Annotated in this window: 20 protein-coding genes; 10 read left to right on the forward strand and 10 right to left on the reverse strand. The window is 32.6% G+C overall.

Annotated features, from left to right (window positions below; all coding sequences use genetic code 11):
* Positions 1-50 precede the first annotated feature (50 nt).
* Together ilvC and acs are read left to right on the forward strand one after the other, a co-directional pair.
* Entirely contained in the window at positions 51-1,520 is a 1,470-nt protein-coding gene (gene ilvC / locus ABTV69_RS16465) for a ketol-acid reductoisomerase (RefSeq protein ID WP_433830657.1), read from the forward strand.
* Between the two features lie 498 nt (positions 1,521-2,018).
* Positions 2,019-3,929, forward strand: coding sequence for an acetate--CoA ligase (gene acs, locus ABTV69_RS16470; RefSeq protein ID WP_433830659.1), 1,911 nt, complete (start codon positions 2,019-2,021; stop codon positions 3,927-3,929).
* 532 nt (positions 3,930-4,461) lie between these two features.
* On the opposite strand, the gene ABTV69_RS16475 is transcribed toward acs, so the two are convergent.
* The 4 genes from ABTV69_RS16475 to ABTV69_RS16490 all read right to left on the reverse strand — a co-directional run bounded on the left by ABTV69_RS16475 (position 4,462) and on the right by ABTV69_RS16490 (position 8,635).
* Entirely contained in the window at positions 4,462-5,058 is a 597-nt protein-coding gene (locus ABTV69_RS16475) for a 3'-5' exonuclease (RefSeq protein ID WP_433830661.1), read from the reverse strand.
* Positions 5,059-5,061: 3 nt separating this feature from the next.
* A complete protein-coding gene (locus tag ABTV69_RS16480; protein ID WP_433830663.1) occupies positions 5,062-6,978 on the reverse strand; it encodes a DUF294 nucleotidyltransferase-like domain-containing protein in 1,917 nt (638 codons plus the stop codon).
* Between the two features lie 770 nt (positions 6,979-7,748).
* Positions 7,749-8,132 (reverse strand): hypothetical protein, encoded by a 384-nt coding sequence (locus tag ABTV69_RS16485; protein ID WP_433830665.1) that lies wholly within the window; start codon positions 8,130-8,132, stop codon positions 7,749-7,751.
* Positions 8,133-8,218: 86 nt separating this feature from the next.
* Positions 8,219-8,635 carry a hypothetical protein gene (locus ABTV69_RS16490; RefSeq protein WP_433830667.1) on the reverse strand — a complete coding sequence of 139 codons (417 nt, stop codon included), beginning with the start codon at positions 8,633-8,635 and terminating at the stop codon, positions 8,219-8,221.
* Between the two features lie 146 nt (positions 8,636-8,781).
* Here ABTV69_RS16490 and ABTV69_RS16495 point away from each other — a divergent pair, with 146 nt between their 5' ends.
* Positions 8,782-10,011, forward strand: coding sequence for a multidrug effflux MFS transporter (locus ABTV69_RS16495; protein ID WP_433830669.1), 1,230 nt, complete (start codon positions 8,782-8,784; stop codon positions 10,009-10,011).
* A gap of 132 nt (positions 10,012-10,143) precedes the next feature.
* A complete protein-coding gene (locus ABTV69_RS16500; protein ID WP_433830671.1) occupies positions 10,144-10,443 on the forward strand; it encodes a DUF4242 domain-containing protein in 300 nt (99 codons plus the stop codon).
* Positions 10,444-10,573: 130 nt separating this feature from the next.
* Here ABTV69_RS16500 and ABTV69_RS16505 read toward each other — a convergent pair whose 3' ends face one another.
* The 4 genes from ABTV69_RS16505 to ABTV69_RS16520 form a co-directional block, all read right to left on the reverse strand.
* Positions 10,574-11,839, reverse strand: coding sequence for an NAD(P)/FAD-dependent oxidoreductase (locus ABTV69_RS16505; protein WP_433830673.1), 1,266 nt, complete (start codon positions 11,837-11,839; stop codon positions 10,574-10,576).
* Positions 11,840-11,919: 80 nt separating this feature from the next.
* Positions 11,920-13,254, reverse strand: coding sequence for a DEAD/DEAH box helicase (locus tag ABTV69_RS16510; RefSeq protein ID WP_433830675.1), 1,335 nt, complete (start codon positions 13,252-13,254; stop codon positions 11,920-11,922).
* Positions 13,255-13,448: 194 nt separating this feature from the next.
* Positions 13,449-14,987, reverse strand: coding sequence for a DEAD/DEAH box helicase (locus tag ABTV69_RS16515; protein ID WP_433830677.1), 1,539 nt, complete (start codon positions 14,985-14,987; stop codon positions 13,449-13,451).
* 109 nt (positions 14,988-15,096) lie between these two features.
* The gene (locus ABTV69_RS16520; protein WP_433830679.1) at positions 15,097-15,630 is read right to left on the reverse strand and encodes a DUF6155 family protein; all 534 of its coding nucleotides are present in this window, start codon (positions 15,628-15,630) and stop codon (positions 15,097-15,099) included.
* 139 nt (positions 15,631-15,769) lie between these two features.
* Here ABTV69_RS16520 and ABTV69_RS16525 point away from each other — a divergent pair, with 139 nt between their 5' ends.
* A complete protein-coding gene (locus ABTV69_RS16525) occupies positions 15,770-16,054 on the forward strand; it encodes a DUF3817 domain-containing protein (RefSeq protein WP_433830681.1) in 285 nt (94 codons plus the stop codon).
* Complete coding sequence (locus tag ABTV69_RS16530; RefSeq protein WP_433830683.1) at positions 16,047-17,294, forward strand: mechanosensitive ion channel family protein; 1,248 nt, start codon at positions 16,047-16,049, stop codon at positions 17,292-17,294. Before ABTV69_RS16525 ends, ABTV69_RS16530 begins: the two co-directional genes overlap by 8 nt.
* Positions 17,295-17,580: 286 nt before the next feature.
* On the opposite strand, the gene ABTV69_RS16535 is transcribed toward ABTV69_RS16530, so the two are convergent.
* Positions 17,581-18,000 carry a hypothetical protein gene (locus ABTV69_RS16535; protein ID WP_433830685.1) on the reverse strand — a complete coding sequence of 140 codons (420 nt, stop codon included), beginning with the start codon at positions 17,998-18,000 and terminating at the stop codon, positions 17,581-17,583.
* A gap of 80 nt (positions 18,001-18,080) precedes the next feature.
* Here ABTV69_RS16535 and ABTV69_RS16540 point away from each other — a divergent pair, with 80 nt between their 5' ends.
* Positions 18,081-18,485, forward strand: coding sequence for a glyoxalase (locus tag ABTV69_RS16540; protein ID WP_433830687.1), 405 nt, complete (start codon positions 18,081-18,083; stop codon positions 18,483-18,485).
* Between the two features lie 9 nt (positions 18,486-18,494).
* On the forward strand, positions 18,495-18,968 hold the full coding sequence (locus tag ABTV69_RS16545; RefSeq protein WP_433830689.1) for a hypothetical protein: 474 nt from the start codon (positions 18,495-18,497) through the stop codon (positions 18,966-18,968).
* A gap of 68 nt (positions 18,969-19,036) precedes the next feature.
* Here the strand turns inward: ABTV69_RS16545 and ABTV69_RS16550 are convergent, their stop codons facing one another.
* On the reverse strand, positions 19,037-21,013 hold the full coding sequence (locus ABTV69_RS16550; RefSeq protein ID WP_433830691.1) for an alpha-ketoacid dehydrogenase subunit alpha/beta: 1,977 nt from the start codon (positions 21,011-21,013) through the stop codon (positions 19,037-19,039).
* Between the two features lie 188 nt (positions 21,014-21,201).
* Here ABTV69_RS16550 and ABTV69_RS16555 point away from each other — a divergent pair, with 188 nt between their 5' ends.
* Together ABTV69_RS16555 and ABTV69_RS16560 are read left to right on the forward strand one after the other, a co-directional pair.
* On the forward strand, positions 21,202-22,152 hold the full coding sequence (locus ABTV69_RS16555; RefSeq protein ID WP_433830693.1) for an isopenicillin N synthase family dioxygenase: 951 nt from the start codon (positions 21,202-21,204) through the stop codon (positions 22,150-22,152).
* A 111-nt stretch (positions 22,153-22,263) separates the two neighbouring features.
* Positions 22,264-22,596, forward strand: coding sequence for a translation initiation factor (locus ABTV69_RS16560; protein ID WP_091497835.1), 333 nt, complete (start codon positions 22,264-22,266; stop codon positions 22,594-22,596).
* Positions 22,597-22,620: the final 24 nt, after the last annotated feature.

Below are 22,620 nucleotides of genomic sequence, written 5' to 3' on the forward strand. Positions count from 1 at the left end.
TTATATATAATCAATTATTAAATTTCATTTCATTAAATATTAAAACAAAAATGGCAAATTATTTCAATACATTACCACTTAGATTACAATTAGAACAATTAGGAGTTTGTGAATTTATGGAGCAATCAGAATTTGCAGACGGAATTGCAGCATTGGCTGGAAAAAAAGTTGTAATTGTTGGTTGTGGGGCACAAGGTTTGAATCAAGGTTTAAACATGAGAGATTCTGGTTTAGATATTTCTTATGCATTACGTGCAGATGCAATTGCAGAAAAAAGAGCTTCTTATAAAAATGCAACTGAAAATGGTTTCAATGTAGGAACTTACGAAGAATTGATCCCAACTGCAGATTTGGTTTGTAACCTTACACCAGACAAACAACACACCGCTGTGGTAAATGCTATTATGCCATTAATGAAACAAGGTTCTACTTTGTCTTATTCTCACGGATTCAACATTGTTGAAGAAGGAATGCAAGTTCGTAAAGACATTACTGTTATTATGTGCGCTCCTAAATGTCCAGGTTCTGAGGTTCGTGAAGAATACAAAAGAGGATTTGGAGTTCCAACTCTTATCGCTGTTCACCCAGAAAATGATCCAAACGGATTTGGTTTAGATCAAGCAAAAGCATACGCTGTAGCAACAGGAGGTCACAGAGCAGGAGTTTTAAGATCATCTTTCGTAGCTGAAGTAAAATCAGATTTAATGGGTGAGCAAACAATTCTTTGTGGATTATTGCAAACGGGATCTATTTTGTGTTTCGATAAAATGGTTGAAAAAGGAATCGATGCTGCTTACGCTTCTAAGTTAATCCAATACGGATGGGAAACTATTACTGAGGCTTTGAAACACGGTGGTATTACAAATATGATGGATCGTTTGAATAATCCTTCAAAAATCGAAGCTTACGAATTAGCTGAAGAATTGAAAGATATCATGCGTCCATTATTCCAAAAACACCAAGACGATATCATTTCTGGAGAATTCTCTAGAACGATGATGGCTGACTGGGCTAATGATGATGTAAATTTATTGAAATGGAGAGCTGCAACAGGAGAAACTAACTTCGAAAAAACAGCTCCACAAGAAGCTCCAATCTCTGAGCAAGAATATTTTGATAATGGAGTGTTAATGATTGCAATGGTAAAAGCTGGTGTTGAATTAGCTTTTGAAACTATGACAGAAGCAGGAATAATTGAAGAGTCTGCGTACTATGAGTCTTTACACGAATTGCCATTAATTGCAAACACAATTGCAAGAAAGAAATTATTCGAAATGAACCGTGTAATTTCTGATACTGCTGAGTACGGATGTTACCTATTTGATCATGCATGTAAGCCATTATTGACTGAGTTCATGAAAAAAGTAGAAACTAACATTATCGGAAAACCATTTTCAACTTCTAACGGAGTAGACAATGCAGTACTTATCGCGGTAAATAAAGAAATTCGTCAACATCCTATCGAAGAAGTAGGAGCTTGGTTGAGAGAGTCTATGACAGCAATGAAAAAAATTGGATAATTAAAAAAAAAATGGGAATTCCCGCAGAATTCGATTTTGCGGGATTTGCACTGTATCAATGATTTGTAATATTTTGAATTAGTAAGCACTTATTAAGATAATAGATATAGATGCATATTGCATTCACTTAACTTGAGTAAGTGAGTTAAGTGAAGCGGATCCCTATAATGGGGTATGTTTTAATAAAAATATACTTGTTGAAATTTCTGTTTTAATTAATAATGATGCTGCTATTTTCAAAATAGACAAAAGTCTAGCAGTGCGGTTCACAAAAAAATTAATTGTTATTGAAATTTGTTAAATTAAAAAAGGCATAATATCTATTTATTATGCCTTTTTTGCCCTTTCTAAATTTGTTTAAAAATTAAAATTTTAAAACAAATGCAAATAATTATCATATTTTATTGAGTAAATGTTTTTTTTCGATAAAATTTATAGATTAAATTATTTCAAGAATACGTTCAGATTTAATACATTTATAAAAAAATTCAACAAACGATGAGCTATTACAAAATTGAAAATTTAGAACAATATTTTAAACATTACAATAAGTCAATAAGAGAGCCAAGAAAATTTTGGGGAAAAATAGCTGAGGAGAATTTCACATGGTACCAACAGTGGGAAAAAGTTGTTGATTTTAATATGGCTGAAGCTGAAGTAAAATGGTTTACAGATGCTAAAGTTAACATTACCAAAAACTGTATTGATAGACATTTAAGCAAAAGAGGAGATAAAACGGCAATAATTTTTGAACCGAACGATCCTTCTGAAGAAGCTTTACATATAACGTATAACGAATTATACGAAAGAGTTTCAAAAATGGCAAACGTTCTTCGCGAGCAAGGTGTTCGCAAAGGAGATAGAGTTTGTGTTTATTTGCCAATGATTCCAGAATTGGCTGTTGCTGTTTTAGCTTGTGCTAGAATTGGAGCCATTCACTCTGTTGTCTTTGCTGGATTTTCTGCATCGGCAGTTTCTGCAAGAATCAACGACTGCGAATGTAAAATGGTAATTACATCAGATGGAGGTTATAGAGGAAACAAAACAATTGACTTAAAAGGAATTGTTGACGAAGCTCTAGAAACTTGCCCTTCTGTAGAAAAAGTATTGGTTGCGAAAAGAACTAATACTGAAGTAAAAATGAAAGAAGGCCGTGATATTTGGTTACAGCCATTATTAGATGCTGCTCTAGATAATAGTGTTGCTGAAATTATGGATGCTGAAGATCCTTTATTTATCTTATATACTTCAGGATCAACAGGAAAACCAAAAGGAATGGTTCATACTACTGCTGGTTATATGGTCTATACGGCCTATACTTTCAAAAACGTTTTCAATTATGAAGATAATGATATTTTCTGGTGTACCGCTGACATCGGGTGGATCACAGGTCACTCTTATATTTTGTACGGACCGTTGTTGAATGGAGGTACAACTGTAATTTTTGAAGGAGTTCCTTCTTATCCAGATTTTAGCCGTTTTTGGGATATCATCGAAAAACATAAAATTACACAATTCTACACCGCACCAACTGCAATCCGTTCGTTAGCAAAAGAGAGTTTAGATTATATTCAAAAATACCCTTTAAAATCACTGAAAGTTATTGGTTCTGTTGGAGAACCAATCAACGAAGAGGCTTGGCACTGGTTCAATGACCACGTAGGAGACAAGAGATGTCCAGTTGTAGATACTTGGTGGCAGACAGAAACTGGAGGAATTATGATTTCGCCAATTGCGTTTGTAACACCAACGAAGCCAACTTATGCTACTTTGCCATTGCCAGGAATTCAGCCAGTTTTGATGGATGAAAAGCGCAATGAAATTGAAGGAAACCAAGTAGTTGGAAGTTTATGTGTTAAATTCCCATGGCCTGGTATTGCTAGAACAATCTGGAATAATCACGAACGTTATAAAGAGACGTATTTCTCTGCTTTCCCTGGAAAATATTTTACAGGAGACGGAGCTTTAAGAGACGAAGTTGGTTACTACAGAATTACAGGTAGAGTAGATGATGTGGTAATTGTTTCGGGACATAATTTGGGAACTGCGCCAATTGAAGATGCAATCAATGAGCATCCAGCAGTTGCAGAATCTGCAATTGTAGGATTCCCTCATGATATTAAAGGGAACGCGCTTTATGGTTTTGTTATTCTGAAAGAAACTGGAGAAGTTAGAAATAAAGAAAACCTGACTAAAGAGATCAATCAATATATTGCAGATCACATTGGGCCAATTGCTAAATTAGATAAAATTCAATTTGTATCTGGTTTGCCAAAAACGCGTTCAGGAAAAATTATGCGTCGAATTTTGCGTAAAATTGCAGAAGGAGATTTCTCTAACTTTGGAGATACTTCAACATTGCTAAACCCAGAAGTGGTAGAGCAAATTATGAAAGAAAGAATTTCGTAAGCAAAATATAATAATAGAAGAGCCTCTTAAATTTTAAGAGGCTTTTTTTTGTTTCAGGTTTGAAATTTTGTTTCAAGTCTCAAGTCTCAAGTCTCAAGTTTCAAGTTTCAAGTTTCAAGTTTCATGTTTCATGTTGATGTAGCTTGCAAAAAAATTAACGCAAAGAACGCAAGTTTTTTTTAATGCTAGAAACTCACTATAAACGCAAAGTTCGCAAAGCTCTGTGAAAAAAAAATACTTTGCGAACTTTGCGAACTTTGCGTAAATCTTTGTGTGCTTAGTGGTTAAGTCAAACAACTTGAAACTTTAAACCTGAAACAAAAGAAGATTTCAAGTTTGTTTGTCTAGATTTTAACGCAAAGCACGCAAGGTTTTTTAATAACTAAATCTCAAAAAAAAAACGCAAAGTTCGCAAAGCTTTGTCTAAAAAACTTTGCAAACTTTGCAAACTTTGCGAACTTTGCGAACTTTGCGTGCTTTGCGGTTAAGTCAAACAATTTGAAACTTTAAACCTCAAACTTGAAACAAAAAACTATTTTATTCCTAATCTAGATTTTAGTTTCAAAAATAAAAGCCCGATTCTGTATGCATCTTCAGAAGAAGAATTTCTGTCGCTTTTTGGAATTTTATAAATTTCGCATAAATCGTCCAGCGAAAATTGTTTGTCATTTATATCTGTAAGTTTTCTGTACATTACATCAACATCTAAAGCTTCGTTTTTTAGTCGTCCACAATCTAAACGCTCCAAAGCAGCATTTAGCATTTCAACATCAAAATTGATATGATGTCCAACTAAAATTGAATTTCCAATAAAGTTTACAAAAGCTTCAAGTGCATCAGGTTCAGGCATTTTCATCATTTTGCTTTCAATGATAAATTCATTTGAAAGCCCGTTGTCTTGAAGATATTTGTATTGCAATAAAACGGTTTCGAAATTTTCCTTTATAACGATGCTGTCATCAATAACTGAAAAGGCTCCAAGGGATAAAATAACATCTTTATCCGGATTTAAGCCAGAAGTTTCAGTCGATAAAACAACAAACTTATTAGGTTTGGTTTCGAATTTAGTTAAATAGTCTTTCCAGAAATCTGGATAGTCTTTGTTGATGTTTTTTAGCCAGTCTAGCATGTTTTATGAGAATTGTGTCAATTGAAATTTACTCTTAATCAGTTCCTCTAAGTCTTTCATTGGGGACAGTGCATTTTTTAATTTCTCTTTGTCAGATTTTGACATTTCTCTCAAATTAATATATTGGCCAGAGTCGTCATTTTTTAATCCTTCAACAGTTCTAAATTTAGAGAGAGTTAAGAAAGCTTCTGCACAGCTTAAATAAATTTCAGCATTTTTAGAATCTGTAATTGCTAATTGCTTGAATCTCAAATAGGTATTCTGAATCCCTTTAATATTGGCATTTAAAATTAATAAACGAGCACCATCAATCAATGGCATTAAAGCACGGGTCTTAATATCAAATTTATCCTTATTAGGACCATCTTCTTCCACAATGAATTTTTTAAAGAAGCTTAAAGGAGAATTTCTCTTTAAAGCATCGTTCCCCAAAAAGTCAAAGAATAAAGTGTTATTGACTGCATTCTTAAAAATCACATTTTCTATAGCTTCTTCAATTTTTGGTTCTCCAAAAACGATTTCATAATCAAAGAAAATACTGCTTAAATCGTTACTATTTTCACCTGGAGTATTCATCCAGCTGTTGTATTGTTTAGTCCAGTCGCTCAATGATTTACACCAAAGCATATTGCTTCCCATATGCCCGTTTGGACAATAATCATAACCTACTTTTTCTAGTATAGAAGTAGTGCGTTTGGCTAATCTTAAGAAATAATCTTTTACTTCTCTGTATTTCTCAGGTGTTACATCTTCAAAAATTAAAATACTATCTTGATCAGTAAGTAATAATTGCTCTTTACGTCCTTGACTTCCAATACTTAACCAAGCAAAACGTGCAGGAGGGGAGCCTAAATCTAAAATTGATAGCTCGACTGCTCTCTTGATAATCGCTAGGTTAATTTCACTTGCAATATTGCTAACATGTGAAATTGGAATATTCTTTTGAATCGAATTCTGAATGAGATCAGATAGGCGATCACGTATTTGTTTTAAATCTTTTGGAAGTTGAGAACGCTTAATTTCTTTAATTAAAACACCGGGGTTACTAGCTTGTGCTACAATAAGATCGTGCTCAGAAATAATTCCTTTCACTACAGATTTACTTGTGCCATCCTTAGTTACGCATAAGTGTGTTACATTGTGCTTTAGCATTAGTAATTGAGCTTCAGCTAAAGATACATTTTCTAATACTGTAACAACCGGAGAAGACATGATTTTGTCAATGGTTTCAGTAATAGGAAAGCGTCCAGTTGCGATTTTTGAAGATAAATCGGCATTGGTTACAATTCCAATTGGATGATTTTTTTCACCACAGATAATGATGTTGTCCAGCATAGAATCTGTCATAAGAATCGCAACATCTTTAATTATAGAATTTGCCTGAGTCGTTAATGGCGAATTGTTATAGTTAAGTGACTGAATATATTGCATTTCTGTCTGTTGGTCTATATAATCAGAATCTGAAACCAGTTTACCATTAGAACTCATGCTGTCTTTGGTGTGACGTGAATTTACTGCGAAACTCTCTAGTAAAAAGTTTAAAACATCTGAATTGTTAGCCACAAAAGGTCTAAAAACAGCGATTGGGATAGCATATACAATACTTTCCTCACGTGCTTTAGCCGTCATCATGTAGTTGTTTTTAGCAAAAAACGGGCGTAAACCAAAAATATCGCCTTCATGACATTTATTTATAATGGTTTCTTCTGCGTCTGCAATAGTCGTTAGATTAATGACACCGGAAGCTACAACATAAAAGTTTTCATGAAGCGGATCGTTATTTTGAAATAATACTGCATGTTTTTCTAAATTAATGACACGAATATTCGTAGCAATATCTGATAATTCCTGGAAAGTTAAATTATCAAACGGTTTGTATTCTTTTAAAAAATCTGCAATATGTTCAGCAACTGTATTCATATATGTGATAATTTATTTTTAAAGTATCGAATGTAAAAATAGTAAAATAAAGTCTTACAATGAAAGTTCTTTACTAGAAACTAACTATTTTAAAGAAATGTTAAAAGATAATAATAATAAGACTTGTAAAAGTTTTTATGTTTTGAAAATTCTAATATTTCTGATTATAAAAAATAATTTTTTATTTATCGAAAATACACAGTCAATTATATGGCTAATCAAATTTTCAATATTTGAGAATATTTTAAATTGAAAACTATACAGCGCATTTATACGAAACTGAATTTATAATATTTAGAAATTTTTAAAATTAAAAGTCGTACTGCACAATTATGGATCATCTTTGATGAAGTCTAAATTTTCGATATTTGAGAATTATTTAAAATAAAAATCATACAGCGTATTTATAGTCGATCTGAAATCAAGTCTAAATTTTCAATATTTGAGGATTTTTTAAAACAAAAACCGTATAACGTATTTATGGACGATTAGAACTGAACTGAAAATGATTTTTAAATGAGCTGATTTTTTAATATTTATAATTTTTCAATAATAAAAGTCGTAGAGCGCATTTTTAAAGGTTAAATATTTCTGTATTCTAAATTCATTTTTTGGAATTGATCGTAGAGAAGTAAAGGTTGTGAGTTTTTAAAGAATAAAACTGATTCTAATTAAAAGTCCCGTAAAAACATTGGTAGGACGGTTTCTGAAATATTCTATTTTACATAATATAAATTATAGGTCAAATTGAATAAGCTCTGAGAAGGAGCTTATTCATATAGTTTATTCAAAATCATCTCTTTTGGTACAATATCGCCTCCGCCATTTTTATTGAATTGAATTACCGAATCTTCTACAAACAAAACAGCGCTCGATGTATTTCCGTTTTTATCTTTAAATTTTATTTGCGCTTTATCACCATGCGGATACACATGTCCAGTAACTTCCAGAATTCCAGAATTTAATTCTTTATATTCGCTTGTAACTTCAGCGGTTCCGAAAATCTTATAATTGGACTGAGCAATCGTAATCGTAAAAATATATTCTTTCTTGCAGTCTTTACATTTTTGATTTCCCCAAGTTCCTGAGAATTTATTCTGTTGAGCAAATGATTGTAATGAAATTATAAATGCCAGGAAAAGAAATTTTTTCATTGTAGTTTGTTTTATTAAAATCTGAATCAAATATAAACCAAAAAAGCATCACAAAATTGTGATGCTTTTTGGAAGTTTCTTAAAAATTATAGTTTTTTCAAATAAACCGATTTTCCGTTTAACGATACATCAATTTGATTCGTTTTTTCATTAAAAGTTGTTCTCAGTGCATTTCCATTAAAAATGGTAACGTCACCATATACGTGGCCGGTTTCACTGGATGTGTAATCAAACTTTACTTTTTTATTTCCTGGCTCAATTCCTAGTTTATAACTTGAGAATTTTGTGCCACGTAAATCAAAATCTTGTTGCGAGTCAATGATATTTCCATCTGCATAAAAATTCGTGACCGATTTGCTTAATGTAATATCTGGATAATATTGGTTAACTTTTTTCAGAAGTTCATATTGTGCGACACTAGCTTCTTCTTGTTTAGATGTAATGGTTTGTGCAAACGAAATTGATGAGCATAAAACTGCTACTAATAAAAGGTACTTTTTCATAATTTTTCTAATTTAAAGATTAATAAATAGTTACACTAGATAATGTTGGCAATTACTTTAATTTATTGTTATAAACTTCTTTAAGTTATATAACAAGGTATGAAATCTTTACCTTTGCAAAAAATTATAAGCCGTTTTTTAAGATAATGACAACAAAAAAATATATTCAGTCGATCCTAATTCTAGGATCTTTAACTGCTCTAGGTCCTTTTTCTATTGATATGTACCTGCCTGGTTTCTCGGGTATTGCAAAAGATTTAAATACAAGTGTTGCAAAAGTTTCGATGAGTTTATCGAGTTATTTTATTGGAATATCTGCCGGACAATTACTTTATGGACCTTTATTAGATCGCTTTGGACGTAAAAGACCTTTATTTATTGGACTTTTAGTCTATATTCTTGCTTCGTTAGGATGCATTTACGTAGCTGATATTGACGCTTTTATATTTCTTCGTTTTATTCAAGCCATCGGAAGTTGTGCTGCAACTGTAGCTTCTGTAGCCATGGTTCGTGATTTATTTCCTGTAAAAGATATACCAAAAGTATTTTCGCTTTTAATGCTTGTTGTTGGACTTTCTCCAATGTTGGCGCCAACTATTGGCGGTTACGTTACAGAAGATTTAGGTTGGCATGCTGTGTTTTTTATTTTGATGTGTATGGGAATCGTGATTTTAGCTGCCTCACAATTTGGACTTCCAGATACTTATAAACCAGATACTTCAATTTCGCTAAAGCCAAAACCTATTGTGTCCAATTTTCTATTGGTTTTAAAAGAGCCTCAATTTTATACTTACGCTTTTACTGGAGCGGTCGCATTTTCTGGACTGTTTTCTTATGTAGCGGCCTCGCCTCTAGTTTTTATGGATATTTATAAAGTGGATGCTAAAACGTATGGGTGGATTTTTGCGCTAATGTCTGTGAGTTTTATTGGGTCTAGTCAGTTGAATTCTATGTTGTTGAAACGATTTTCTAGCGAACAAATGATTTACGGAGCTTTGATTTCGCAATCGGTCATAAGTATCGTATTCTTGACTTTGGCTCTAAATGATCTTTTAGGATTGTATCAAACCATCGGAATGTTATTCTTATTTCTAGCTTGTTTAGGAATTTCAAATCCAAACACAGCAGGATTAACGCTTGCCCCTTTTGCTAAAAATACCGGAAGTGCTTCTGCGTTAATGGGCGCTATTCAATTAGGAATTGGTGCATTGGCTTCGTTTGCAGTAGGTGTTTTTGTTAAAGATTCTGTTACGCCAATGGTCGCGATTATGACAACTACGACAATTACAGCTTTTATAATCTTAAATATCGGAAAACGTTTTATTAAACAAAAAGTGGAATTATCTGCTGATGATACTATTGTTTCGGGTCATTAATTGTGTTTTTAAGTATTTGGATATCAGTAAATACTGATTGTTTTTACGCTTTTATTTCATTAATTTTATATAGCATAAAATGGAATGGAATCCAGATACCATTTAAAAAACGGGGCGAAACCGAAAAGCCACATGAGTAGGAATAAATTTCGAAATGCTATGCCGAAATATGTTATTGAAAGAGAAATCCCAAATGCTGGTAAACTTACATCCGACCAATTAAAAAGTATTTCACAGGCTTCCTGCGGCGTGCTTAATCAACTAGGAACACAAATTCAGTGGGTAAACAGTTATATTACAAACGATAAACTTTATTGCATTTACATCGCGCCAAATGAAGAAATGGTTTATGAACACGCTAAACTAGGCGGTTTTCCTGCCAACGCCGTAAATCAAGTTACAGGAATAATTGATCCAACGACAGCAGAATAATTTTTTTAAATTCTAATATTATAATCCCAAATTCAAATAAAAAAGGCAAAATCATATGATTTTGCCTTTTTAGTATTTAAGACAATCCAATTTTGGAATTTGGAATTTAAAAAATTGAGATTTAATTTCTTTAGCTTTGCTGTCTTTTTTCTGGTCTAATGATCATTCTAAGCGATTGATCTTTTGCGAAATAAGCAACCATCCAATTCCAGAATGTATTTAATCTGTTACGATACGTTATTAATGAAATTAAGTGAACAAATAACCAGATAATCCAAGCGAAAAATCCTTTAAAATGCCATTTTGGACTTGGTAAATCTACAACGGCCTTTGCTCTTCCGATAATTGCCATCGAACCTTTATCATTATAAGCAAAAGGTTTAAGAGATTTGTTCTCAACCATTGCTTTAAAGTTTTTTGCCAAGTTTAATCCTTGCTGAATAGCAACTTGCGCTACTTGAGGATGCCCGTCTGGGAAATTTTTATCGCCAGCTAAAATTGCTGTATCACCAATAGCATAAATATTATCGACACCATTTACTTTGTTGTATTGATCTGTCGCCATACGCCTGCCGCGTCCATAGCTCTCTTTTGGAATTCCTTCAAATATTTTAGCAGATACTCCAGCAGCCCAGATTAAGTTTTTGGTTTTTATAGTTTCTCCATTTTCGAATAGTACAGTATCATCAACATAATCAACAACTTTAGTATTTAGTTTTACTACCACGCCTAATTTTGTAAGTGCTTCTAACGTATCTTTTTGAGAATCTTTACTCATTGGAGACAAAAGAGCGTCTCCTCCATCAACTAAATAAACGTTACTTGCAGAGGTATCCAATTCTGGATATTCTTTTAAAAGAATACTTTTTCTCATTTCGGCAAACATTCCAGAAACTTCTACTCCTGTTGGTCCGCCGCCAGCAACTACAATAGTTAATAGTTTACGTCTTTTACGCATGTCTTTGCAAATGGCAGCTTTTTCTAAGTTTTTAAGAAGTGTGTTACGCATTTCGATGGCATCATTTAAGGTTTTCATCGGAATGGCATTCTTCATAACGTTTTCCATGCCAAAATAACTGGTTTCTGCTCCAGTTGCAAAAACTAGATAATCGTATTCTAATTCTCCGTTGCTTAAAGTGATTTTCTTTTCAGCAGGAGAAACAGATAAGAGTTCGCCTAAGCGAAATTGCAGATTTTTCTTTCCGGCAAAGAATTTTCTAAAAGGATAACTAATGCTCGATGGTTCTAAAAATGCTGTTGCAACCTGATATATAAGTGGAGGGAAAAAGTTATAATTATTCTTGTCTACAAGTGTTACTTGTATTTGAGGCTGATTTACAAGCTCTTTCGCTAGATTAAGTCCTGCAAATCCACCTCCAATAATGACTATTTTCATATATGTTGTATTAAGTAGGATTATAAAATAATTCCTTATAAATATACAACTTTAATATGCAATGACAATTGTCATATTTATTACTTTTTGAATTTTTTAACAGGTTTTTCAACTATATCGATTTTGTTTTGCAAAATATAATTGGCCATTAACTTCTCTATTAGTTCTTCTTTTGTCAAATGGTGAAAAATGGTTTTCACACGTGTTTTCTGTTCCTGCGAAAGTTCGTGGTTTGGTTTTGTTTTGAAGATTTGTTTAGCCCATAAAAGCATATTGTTTTCTTCCAAACTTGCTGCTGAAGGTTTTTTGAATTCAGAAAATTTGATGCCTAATTCTCTTTCAAAATCAGCAATTTCAAAAACTTCTTCTTGCTGTAGAACCGTTAGAGAAAGTCCTTTTGCCCCTGCCCTTGCCGTTCTTCCGCTTCGGTGAACGTAGTTTTCGTACGTATCAGGAAGGTGATAGTTAATTACATACGAGATTTCTTTAACGTCTATTCCTCTAGCAGCCAAATCGGTTGCTACTAAAATATTAATATGCCCTTCACGAAATTGCTCCATAATTCTATCACGAATTCCTTGCGTTAAACTACCGTGAAGCGCTCCAGAAGAGAATTTATTGATGGCTAGATTTTTGGCTAATTTATTTACGGCAGCTTTAGTTTTACAGAAAATAATTCCTCTTTCTCCATCTCTAGAATTCAAGAAATGCATTAAAACTTCTAGTTTTTCAATCGGATCAACAACAATATATTCGTGGTCAATTCCTTCGTTTCCAACAGTTTCCATACTAGCGCTTATTTGAACTACATTTTTGTTCAAATAATTCTGAATCAATTGTTTAATTGTACCAGGAAGTGTTGCTGAGAATAATAGAGTGCGGTGTTTTTTAGGTAATTCAGCAATAATTTCGTCTAGACTTTCTTTAAGAATTGCTACCATTTCGTCAGCTTCATCTAAAACTAAATACTCCGCTTTTTTAATATCGATTGCTTTTCGCTGAATCAAATCAATTAAACGTCCAGGAGTCGCTACTACGATTTGAGCACCTTCTTTTAATCTTTCAATTTGCGGTTTTATTGGTGTTCCTCCACAAATTGAGGCAATAGATATATTTGGAATATATTTTGAAAAACCTTCTAGATTTCTAAAAATCTGTTGTCCTAATTCTCTCGTTGGAACTAAGATTACCGCTTGAACTTCGGTAGATTCAGGATTTACCAGTTGCAATAATGGTAATCCAAAAGCAGCAGTTTTTCCTGTTCCGGTTTTGGCTAAACCAACAATATCATGAGTTTCGCTCAAAAATAACGGAATTGTTTTTTGCTGAATTTCTGTTGGTTCAACAATATTTAATTCGCTTAAAGCTTTTAAAATTGGAGCAGAAAGTCCTAATGTTGAGAATGGTTTAGACATAATTATTTTTGATTTTAGATTTTTGACTTTAGATTTTAGATTTGCCAAAATCTTTTAAATTTTATTTCTCCTTAAAAACTACTGAACCATTAATATATTTGGAAATCATTCTAAATATACTAATGGTTTGTTTTATTTGAAGTTCTGCAAAAGAACTTTATGACTTTAAACTTTAGACTTTCAGACTAAAATTATCAATCTGGCTCGTTCATGATTTTCTCACGATACTTTTTACCGATTAATAAAGTTAATCTTTGTTTGTAATCATCTACAAGCCATTCGCGGTAGTTTTTACTGCATTGGCTTAAACATTTAGAATAACGTTTAATACGGTCTTCGATATCATCTTCTAATTCTCTAGAAAGCATTTTCGCCTCTTGAAGCGTTTCTGTATTGTCTACACACATTGAAGCGTGCTGATCTAAAGATTTATCTAAAACAACTTTAGAACGTAGATTTTGCTTGATGATTAATTTGTGTTCTTCATCAACATCAAAACTAACATCGGCAGTTTTGCTGAATTTTGCACGCAATTCTGGTGGCATGCTGTATTTAAAGAACATCTCGATTTCGTGGTCATCACGTAAATTTTCTAAGTAAAACTCAGGAGACTTAAAGATGTGCTGCCAGTTTACAGGATCACTCCATAAACCGAAACGAGCCGCGTTGTTACCTAAATCGATAACTGTAAATTCATCTTTTCCAGGCAATTTACGAGAACCACGGCCAATCATTTGGAAATATAAAGTCAACGATTTTGTTGCTCTGTTCAAAATAATTGTTTCTACAGTTGGTTCGTCAAAACCAGTTGTTAAGATACCAACAGAAGTTAGAATCGCATCTGGAGTCTTTTTAAACCACTGCAGAATGTCTTTACGCTCTTCAGAACTACTTGTATTGTCTAAGTGTCTAATGTCGTAACCTGCTTCTCTAAATGTTTCATATACATATAAAGAAGTATGAATACCGTTGTTGAAAATCAAGGTTTTCTTTCCTAAAGAACGTTCTGTATACGCATGAAGAAGTTTTTCTTGCATCAAAGTATTGGTATATAAATCATCTGAAGATTTTACTGTATAATCTCCATTGATACCCACTTTTAGCGAAGTCAAACCAACATCATAGCTGTAAGTTGTAGCTTTTGCCAAGAAGCCTTTTTCGATTAACGAACCAATTGTATCACCAACGATAAGCTCGTTGTAACTTTGGTGCATAGGTAATTTTATATTAGAACTCAAAGGCGTTGCTGTTACTCCAAGAATAAAAGCATTTTTAAATGAGTTTAATAACTTTCTAAATGAGTTATAGTGTGCCTCATCAATAATAACCAAACCAATATTGTCTAGATGCAATTTTTCATCGTTAATACGGTTTTTTAAAGTTTCAACCATCGCCACAAAACAAGAAAAATCATTCTGATCTGGCAATTCTTTTACTTTACTATTGATTATTTTGTTTGTAACACCAAAACCTGTTAACATTTTTGAAGTTTGTTTACAAAGTTCGATACGGTGCGTTAAAACAACCACTTTTTTATCATTATGAGATAAATAGCGGCGAACGATTTCAGAAAATATTACTGTTTTTCCTCCTCCTGTTGGAAGCTGATACAGTAAGTGGTGTTTTGGAGGAGCATTGTCTAAACGGTCAAAAATAGCGTCAATATCGCCTTTTTGGTATGCATAAAGTTCTTTCTTCTCTTCTCTTTGTATTTCTAAAGTGTTTTGAGACATTGTTTATTTTTGGATTTTTGCAAAAATACACCGAAAAAACAGTTATTCATCTTCTTTTAACCTAAAATAAATATTTTTTTTAAATAAAGATTTTTTATGAGAAGGGCTTTTAGTAGTCGATTTTCTCCAAAATTGCCTCAAAATCGTACTTATTTTTCCATTTTTGTTCTAAAGTTTCGTCATGAATGGCATTAATTCGCAATTTAAAATCATTAAAAATTCCGTTTGAGACAATAAAATTTACTGCTTGCTCAAAAGAATTTAACATGCTTTTGTAAAATAATTCCTGCTTGATGAAATTTTGCGAAGAAAACGTTTGCGCGATTTCGATATTGTACAGCATAATATCGGCAACGATATAAGAATCTACTCCAAGCATCATAAAATGCTTAATTAATTTTTGAGCGACTGATCTTCGCATTTTGGCTTTTGGACGCCATTTTGCACCAGGTTTTTTAATTGGGAAATATTCATGAGAGATTTTAACTTTTGCCTCCTGAAGCAACTTGTCTTCTTTTGGATTAAAAACAAAGTCATAATACACTTTTACAGGAGCAAATTTCTCATACAATTCTATCAATTGTTCTTCTAGTTGCTCTTTGGTTAACTCGCCTAAATATTTTTTTAAATCTCTTTTGCTCATACAGTAAAGATAATTTTCAAATTTTTAAATTCCAAATCCCAGTTTACCATTGTTGGACTGATTTTATTTTGATTTTTTAAACCCTAAATTCAATACATAATCCTTAATTTTGCTGGCATAAAACTTAAAAAATATATACATGCTCAAGATTTTCAAAGTTACTGCCATTTTAGAGGGAATCTCTTATTTAGTGTTGTTTGCTAATATGCTAATTATTAAAACCAATAATCCTGAACTTTACCATACATTATTACGTCCGTTAGGAATGACACACGGTGTTTTATTTATCGGATATATCATTTTAGCATTTTTATTGAAAAAATCAATGAATTGGGATTTAAAAACTTTCGGAATTATTTTGGTTGCTTCTCTTATTCCATTCGGAACTTTTTACATAGAGAAAAAGTATTTGGAAAATGCATAAGCTCTTGGAGAAAATATTTAATTTTTTATATCCTCTTTTTAGAGATTGGGGAATGAGCCGTAATGTTGCGTCTTATACTAGTCTGATCTTCAATATCGCTATTTTAATAGCATTGGCTTACGTAATTTATTATGTAGCAAAATTTATTTTAGTCACTTTGACAGCAATTTTTGCGCAAAAAACAAAAACAAAGTTTGACGATTATTTAATTCAAAACAAAACTACCAGATATACGGCCTATTTAATTCCGTTTTTCTTTATTTACAAAGCAGTTCCTGTTATTTTAGATAAATATGAGTATTGGGAATCGATGTTCGGGAAAATTGTAGGGATCTATATTGTATTGTTAGGATTATGGATTGTTAGAACCGTTTTTAATTCGTTACGCGATTATTTAAAACAAAAACCAGAATACAGCGACAAGCCAATTGACAGCTTTGTTCAGGTTATTATGATCGTGCTTTGGATTTTTGGAGTTGCCATGATTATTTCGACTTTATTCGGAATCAAAAAAGGCGAATTACTTACAATCTTAGGAACACTTTCGGCTATTATTATTTTAATATTTAGAGATACCATTCTTGGATTTGTTTCGAGTGTTCAGGTTGCCATAAATGATATGGTTCGTATTGGAGACTGGATTACTATGGATAAATTTGGTGCTGATGGAGATGTTATCGAAATCAATTTAACAACAGTAAAAGTCAGAAATTTTGACAATACGATTACGACAATTCCAACTTATGCTTTAAGTTCCGATTCGTTTCAGAACTGGCGCGGAATGCAGAAATCAGAAGGAAGACGTATTAAAAGGCATGTTTTAATCAAAAGCAGTACGATTCGCTTTTTAAACGATGAAGATTTACATCAATTACGAAAAGTTCAGCTGATAACTTCTTATATCGATAGCCGTCAAGCGGAAATTGACCGCTATAATGATCTGAGAGGAATCGATAAAACGCTTTCGCTAAATGGCCGTAACATGACTAATTTAGGTTTGTTTAGAAAATATATTATGCAATATCTGCACGATCATCCGGGATTGAACAAAAATTTGCATATTATGTGCCGGCAATTACAATCGACTGCGCATGGAGTTCCGTTGGAAATCTATGTTTTTTCTAGTGATAAACGCTGGGCAAACTACGAATATATCATGGCCGATATTTTTGATCATGTAATGGCTTCGGTCCGATATTTTGATCTTGAAATTTTTGAATTGCCGTCGACGTTGAACTAATTTTGTTTCATGTCTCAAGTTTCAAGTTTCAAGTTTCAAGTTGTTGGACTTAACCGCAAAGAGCGCAAAGAATTACGCAAGGTTCGCAAAGTTTTTTCTAGACAAAGCTTTGCGATAAAAATAACCGCAAAGAGCGCAAAGGTTTACGCAGAGTTCGCAAAGTTTTTTTACAAAGCTTTGCGAACTTTGCGTTTTTAGAAGATTTAACATATCAAAAAAAACTTGCGTGCTTTGCGGTAAAATACGCACAATCTACTTCAACAACTTGAAACTTTAAACAAAAACCTCACTCCTTCTCTATTCTTTCAAAAATAAATCCAGATTCTTTATAATCGATTGGAACTTCTGGAACGTAGCACGGAAGATTAAAATAAGTGCCGATAACTCCTGTTCCTAAAAATAGTTTTTGATCTTTCTTTAAAAGTGCTAGAGGAACTCTTTTCCATGCTCCGCCAAATGAAATATAATGGTAATCTCCACGAAGCGTGTCTCCTCTTAGATCACCACGAACATCTCCAGAATCTTTTCCGGTTCCGTAATGGCTAATTTCATATCGTCCGTAAAAACGTTTATTGTTAATATGGATGTCTAAAACTGCTGTATCTTTATTATTTACAGCACGGTATAATTGACGATTGTATTTTTCTTTGTCTTCTTTTGAATTGCAAGAGACTAATAATAGGCATATGAAAAGAAAATATCGCATAATTTATTTTTATAAAAACAAAAATAGGTTTTACTGTGGGATTATTTCGTTAACTTTAAATAAAACTTAAAACAAATACCATGGAAGATAGAGATACTTTTTTAAAAGAATTCAGAGGCGAAACTTTAGGAACCGTAAGTGCTCAATCTTCAGCAGATGAGTTGTTTCAAAACCAAACAATTCGGCCGATTTTAAAACTTCAAAACGATTTATTTATTGCGGTTTTTATAAATTATATCAATAAGAACAAACGGGATTTTTACTCATATTCCGTTGAAAAGAAACTTCAAACTATAGAAAATTCTATTCAGAAAGATATTAAGTTCAGAAATTCACTAAAAGGAATCGTAATGGGGCTTTTTACAATTGATGAATATGATGCTTACATTCAAAATTCTTCTAATTTAAATAAACGTATGATGAATTTATTGATTGAAAGATTGAAAAGTCAAGTGCAGCTTTTTGAAGTGCAGAATTCGAATTAGTATTTGTCAATGGAAATAGATATTCTTTACACTAAAGAAGGTTTACGTGTTTGTAAGGATGATAACTTATTATTTTATTCTAAGGGAAATTCCAATTTTATCAATAGAATTGTAAAAGTATTTAATCCTAATAATAATCTACTTTTAGAACTAAAAATCATTGATTTAATATTTAAGAATAAGTATAAGATTTTATTTCAAAATCAAGATCTATTAGGTTTTAATATTACACATGTCAATTATTATGATATGTCTTTAGATGGAGGTACAAGTTTTAAAAAGAGATATAATAATAGAATAATATCATTTAACTGGAATTACTATTATTTGTATGGGGAAACTAAAATTGCTCAGGTGAAGCATAATGTTAAAGACCATCCTAACATGATGGTTGTAAATGTTAATGATGACAATTTGAGTTTTCTCAACTGGATCTTAATACATGTTTTATTGACAAGAACTTGTGATCCTAATGATGACTAAAGAATTATATAATAAAAAAAAGCGGTTGATGTAGATTTATCAAACCGCTTTTTTATTATTATTTTTTATTAATATTCTAATAAATCTAATAGTGTTTTTTCAAAACGATCTCTTGGTAAAAACTGATCTTCTAAAGCTTTTGTAAACGGAATTGGCGAATCTAAACTTGCTACACGTTTTACAGGAGCATCAAGATATTCAAAGCAATTTTCCATAATTAAAGCCGAAATATCACTTGCGATTCCGCCAAACATGGTGTCTTCTTGATAGATTATCGCTTTTCCTGTTTTCTTAACTGAAGCAAAAATTGTTTCTGTATCTAAAGGCTGTAAAGTTCTTAAATCAATTAAATCGGCATCAATTTCTGGATGTTTAGCCAAAGTATCCAAAGCCCAATGAACCGGTGCTCCAAAAGAAATAATGGTTACTGATTTTCCTTCTTTAATTAAAGCGGCTTTACCTAAAGGAATTGTATAATAATCAGTCGGAACATCTTGATAAATACTTCTATACAATAATTTATGTTCGAAGAATAAAACAGGATTCGGATCATTAATTGAAGTGTTTAAAAGTCCTTTTGCATCATAAGGAAATGCTGGATAAACAACTTTTAAACCTGGAGTTTTTGTAAACCAAGCTTCATTTGTCTGCGAATGAAACGGTCCCGCTTGAGTTCCTCCGCCGCAAGGCATACGAACGACAACATCAGCATTTTCGCCCCAGCGGTAGTGAGATTTTGCCAATAAATTCACAATCGGATTAAATCCAGTTGAAACAAAATCAGCAAACTGCATCTCTATAATTACTTTATATCCATTAATTGATAATCCCATTCCGGTTGACACAACAGCACTTTCGCAAATAGGCGTATTTCGTATTCTGTCTTTTCCAAAAGCATCAACAAAACCATCCGTAATTTTAAAAGCACCACCGTATTCGGCAATATCTTGCCCCATAATAACCAAGTTTTTATGGCGCCACATAGATTGTTCTAAACTGTTGCGGATGGCATCAATAAATCGAATATTCTTCGTATCGGAATTATGTGTATACTCATCATATTCAAATGGTTTGTAAACATCATCTAATTCTCCACTGTAAGTTGGTTCGATTTCAGGTTCTGCGTTTGCCATTGCCCAATTTTCGTCAATTTCTTGTTTGATTTCAGCATGAAATTGTTCGTCTTGTTCAGCAGTTAGAATTCCGTTTTCAACCAAATATTTTCTGAAATTAGTAACAGGATCTCTCAATTCCCATTGATCCATTAAATCCTGAGGAACATATTTGGTACCGCTTGCCTCTTCGTGACCACGCATTCTGAAAGTTTTAAATTCCAATAAAATCGGACGCGGATCATCCTGCATTTCTTTCTTTAACTGAGATAATTTATTGTAAACTTCAACAATATTATTTCCGTCAATAATCCAACTTTCAATTCCATAACCAATTCCTTTATCAGCAAGGTTTTCGCAAGCATACTGTTCATTTGTTGGCGTTGAAAGTCCGTAACCATTATTTTCTATGATAAATAGTACAGGAAGTTTCCAAACTGCAGCAATATTTAATGCTTCATGAAAATCGCCCTCACTTGTAGCGCCTTCTCCTGTAAAAACAGCTGTAATTTTTTTATTGTCTTGTAGTTTATTCGCAAGCGCAATTCCATCAGCAATTCCTAACTGCGGACCTAAATGCGAAATCATTCCGATAATATTGTATTCTTGTGTTCCGAAGTGAAAACTTCTGTCGCGCCCTTTTGTAAAACCGTTTGCTTTTCCTTGCCATTGTGAAAATAAACGATGAAGTGGAATGTCTCTTGTTGTAAATACACCAAGATTTCGATGCATTGGAAGAATGTATTCAGATTGATCTAAAACAGCAGTAACGCCTACAGCAATAGCTTCTTGTCCTATTCCAGAAAACCATTTTGAAACTTTTCCTTGTCGTATCAGGATCAGCATCTTCTCCTCGATCAATCTGGGTTTTAATATTTTTTTATATAAATCTAGTAATTCAGTGTCAGTAAGGTTTTGTCGGTAAAAAATCATGTAATTTTTTGTTTTTTAGTGTTTCAAATATAACAATTTGCGGTAATTTTATTGAATTATGAAATAAAATTTAATCAGAAATCTGCTTTTAATGCCTGAGCTTAAGATTATTTTCTAAAATATTATCTACCTTTGTTAACGAAGGGTGCTTATGACACCTTTCTTCTTTAAAATAAAAAATGTAAAGTATGCAAAACATTCCTAGTGTAGACTTACGTGATTTCCTTTCGGACGACCCGAAACGTAAACAAAAATTTGTAAATGAAATCGGCAGTGCATTTGAAAACATTGGCTTCGTTGCCTTAAAAGGTCATTTCCTTGATGATCAGTTGGTAGACGAACTTTATGGTGAAATTAGAAACTTTTTCGCCTTGCCAATAGAAACTAAGCATAAATATGAAATTCCTGGAATTGGCGGACAAAGAGGTTATGTTTCTTTTGGAAAAGAACATGCCAAAGGGCGTAAAGAAGGAGATTTAAAAGAATTTTGGCATTTTGGTCAATACGTTGACAAAGATTCAAGATGGGCTTCTGAATACCCAGACAATGTTGAAGTTACTGAATTACCACGTTTTAATGTCGTTGGTAAAGAAGCGTATCAAAAATTGGAAAAAACGGGTGTTTATGTTTTAAGAGCTTTGGCTTTACATTTAGGTTTAGATGAGTTTTATTTTGACAATTATGCAAAAGAAGGAAACTCAATTTTAAGACCGATTCACTACCCTCCTATTACTTCTGAGCCTGAAAACGCCATTCGTGCAGCAGCTCACGGAGATATCAACTTGATTACATTGTTAATGGGAGCTCAGGGGAAAGGATTACAAGTTCAAAATCATGATGGCGAATGGATTGATGCCATTGCTGAAGATGATGAGTTGGTAATTAATGTTGGTGATATGTTGTCTCGACATACTAACAACAAATTAAAATCTACAATTCATCAAGTGGTAAATCCGCCAAGAGAATTGTGGGGAACTTCACGTTATTCAATTCCATTTTTCATGCACCCAGTAAGCGATATGCGTTTAGATTGCCTTGAAAATTGTATTGATGCAGAAAACCCTAAGAAATATGAAGATATTTCTGCTGGGGAGTTTTTATACGAACGTTTAGTAGAATTAGGTTTAATCAAAAAATAAACGCATATAAATTCTAAAATTAAAATTCCAAATTCCAAGTTTTTCTTGGGGTTTGGAATTTAATTTTTAGATATCTTTATGGTTGGAATTTATCTATAGCATAAAAAAAATATGGACTTAAAAGATCAATTAAAAAATCTATTTCCAGATCACGTAGAAACAAATGAACCTGAGCAAGTTGAAGAACAAGAACATGTGCTTTACGTTCAGAAGGAACCAATGATTTGTAAATTTGAAAAAAGAAAAGGAAAACCAACTACTATAATTGAAGGTTACGAAGGTTCTGACGAAGATTTTAAAATCTTAGCCAAAGAAATAAAAACCAAATTAAGCGTTGGCGGAACTTTCAAAGATGATTCGATTATAATTCAAGGCGATTATAGAGATAAAATTATGGCAATCCTAAAAGAAAAAGGATTCAAAACCAAACGAGTTGGAGGGTAAATTATTTGTTTTAAAGTTTCACGT

The organism is Flavobacterium anhuiense (genome assembly GCF_050990855.1).
Taxonomy (GTDB): Bacteria; Bacteroidota; Bacteroidia; order Flavobacteriales; family Flavobacteriaceae; genus Flavobacterium; species Flavobacterium anhuiense_C.

Coding starts and splice junctions, on each gene's coding strand:
- ilvC (WP_433830657.1), top strand. CDS start 51: ATGGCAAATTATTTCAATACATTACCACTTAGATTACAATTAGAACAA.
- acs (WP_433830659.1), top strand. CDS start 2,019: ATGAGCTATTACAAAATTGAAAATTTAGAACAATATTTTAAACATTAC.
- ABTV69_RS16475 (WP_433830661.1), bottom strand. CDS start 5,058: ATGCTAGACTGGCTAAAAAACATCAACAAAGACTATCCAGATTTCTGG.
- ABTV69_RS16480 (WP_433830663.1), bottom strand. CDS start 6,978: ATGAATACAGTTGCTGAACATATTGCAGATTTTTTAAAAGAATACAAA.
- ABTV69_RS16485 (WP_433830665.1), bottom strand. CDS start 8,132: ATGAAAAAATTTCTTTTCCTGGCATTTATAATTTCATTACAATCATTT.
- ABTV69_RS16490 (WP_433830667.1), bottom strand. CDS start 8,635: ATGAAAAAGTACCTTTTATTAGTAGCAGTTTTATGCTCATCAATTTCG.
- ABTV69_RS16495 (WP_433830669.1), top strand. CDS start 8,782: ATGACAACAAAAAAATATATTCAGTCGATCCTAATTCTAGGATCTTTA.
- ABTV69_RS16500 (WP_433830671.1), top strand. CDS start 10,144: ATGAGTAGGAATAAATTTCGAAATGCTATGCCGAAATATGTTATTGAA.
- ABTV69_RS16505 (WP_433830673.1), bottom strand. CDS start 11,839: ATGAAAATAGTCATTATTGGAGGTGGATTTGCAGGACTTAATCTAGCG.
- ABTV69_RS16510 (WP_433830675.1), bottom strand. CDS start 13,254: ATGTCTAAACCATTCTCAACATTAGGACTTTCTGCTCCAATTTTAAAA.
- ABTV69_RS16515 (WP_433830677.1), bottom strand. CDS start 14,987: ATGTCTCAAAACACTTTAGAAATACAAAGAGAAGAGAAGAAAGAACTT.
- ABTV69_RS16520 (WP_433830679.1), bottom strand. CDS start 15,630: ATGAGCAAAAGAGATTTAAAAAAATATTTAGGCGAGTTAACCAAAGAG.
- ABTV69_RS16525 (WP_433830681.1), top strand. CDS start 15,770: ATGCTCAAGATTTTCAAAGTTACTGCCATTTTAGAGGGAATCTCTTAT.
- ABTV69_RS16530 (WP_433830683.1), top strand. CDS start 16,047: ATGCATAAGCTCTTGGAGAAAATATTTAATTTTTTATATCCTCTTTTT.
- ABTV69_RS16535 (WP_433830685.1), bottom strand. CDS start 18,000: ATGCGATATTTTCTTTTCATATGCCTATTATTAGTCTCTTGCAATTCA.
- ABTV69_RS16540 (WP_433830687.1), top strand. CDS start 18,081: ATGGAAGATAGAGATACTTTTTTAAAAGAATTCAGAGGCGAAACTTTA.
- ABTV69_RS16545 (WP_433830689.1), top strand. CDS start 18,495: ATGGAAATAGATATTCTTTACACTAAAGAAGGTTTACGTGTTTGTAAG.
- ABTV69_RS16550 (WP_433830691.1), bottom strand. CDS start 21,013: ATGATTTTTTACCGACAAAACCTTACTGACACTGAATTACTAGATTTA.
- ABTV69_RS16555 (WP_433830693.1), top strand. CDS start 21,202: ATGCAAAACATTCCTAGTGTAGACTTACGTGATTTCCTTTCGGACGAC.
- ABTV69_RS16560 (WP_091497835.1), top strand. CDS start 22,264: ATGGACTTAAAAGATCAATTAAAAAATCTATTTCCAGATCACGTAGAA.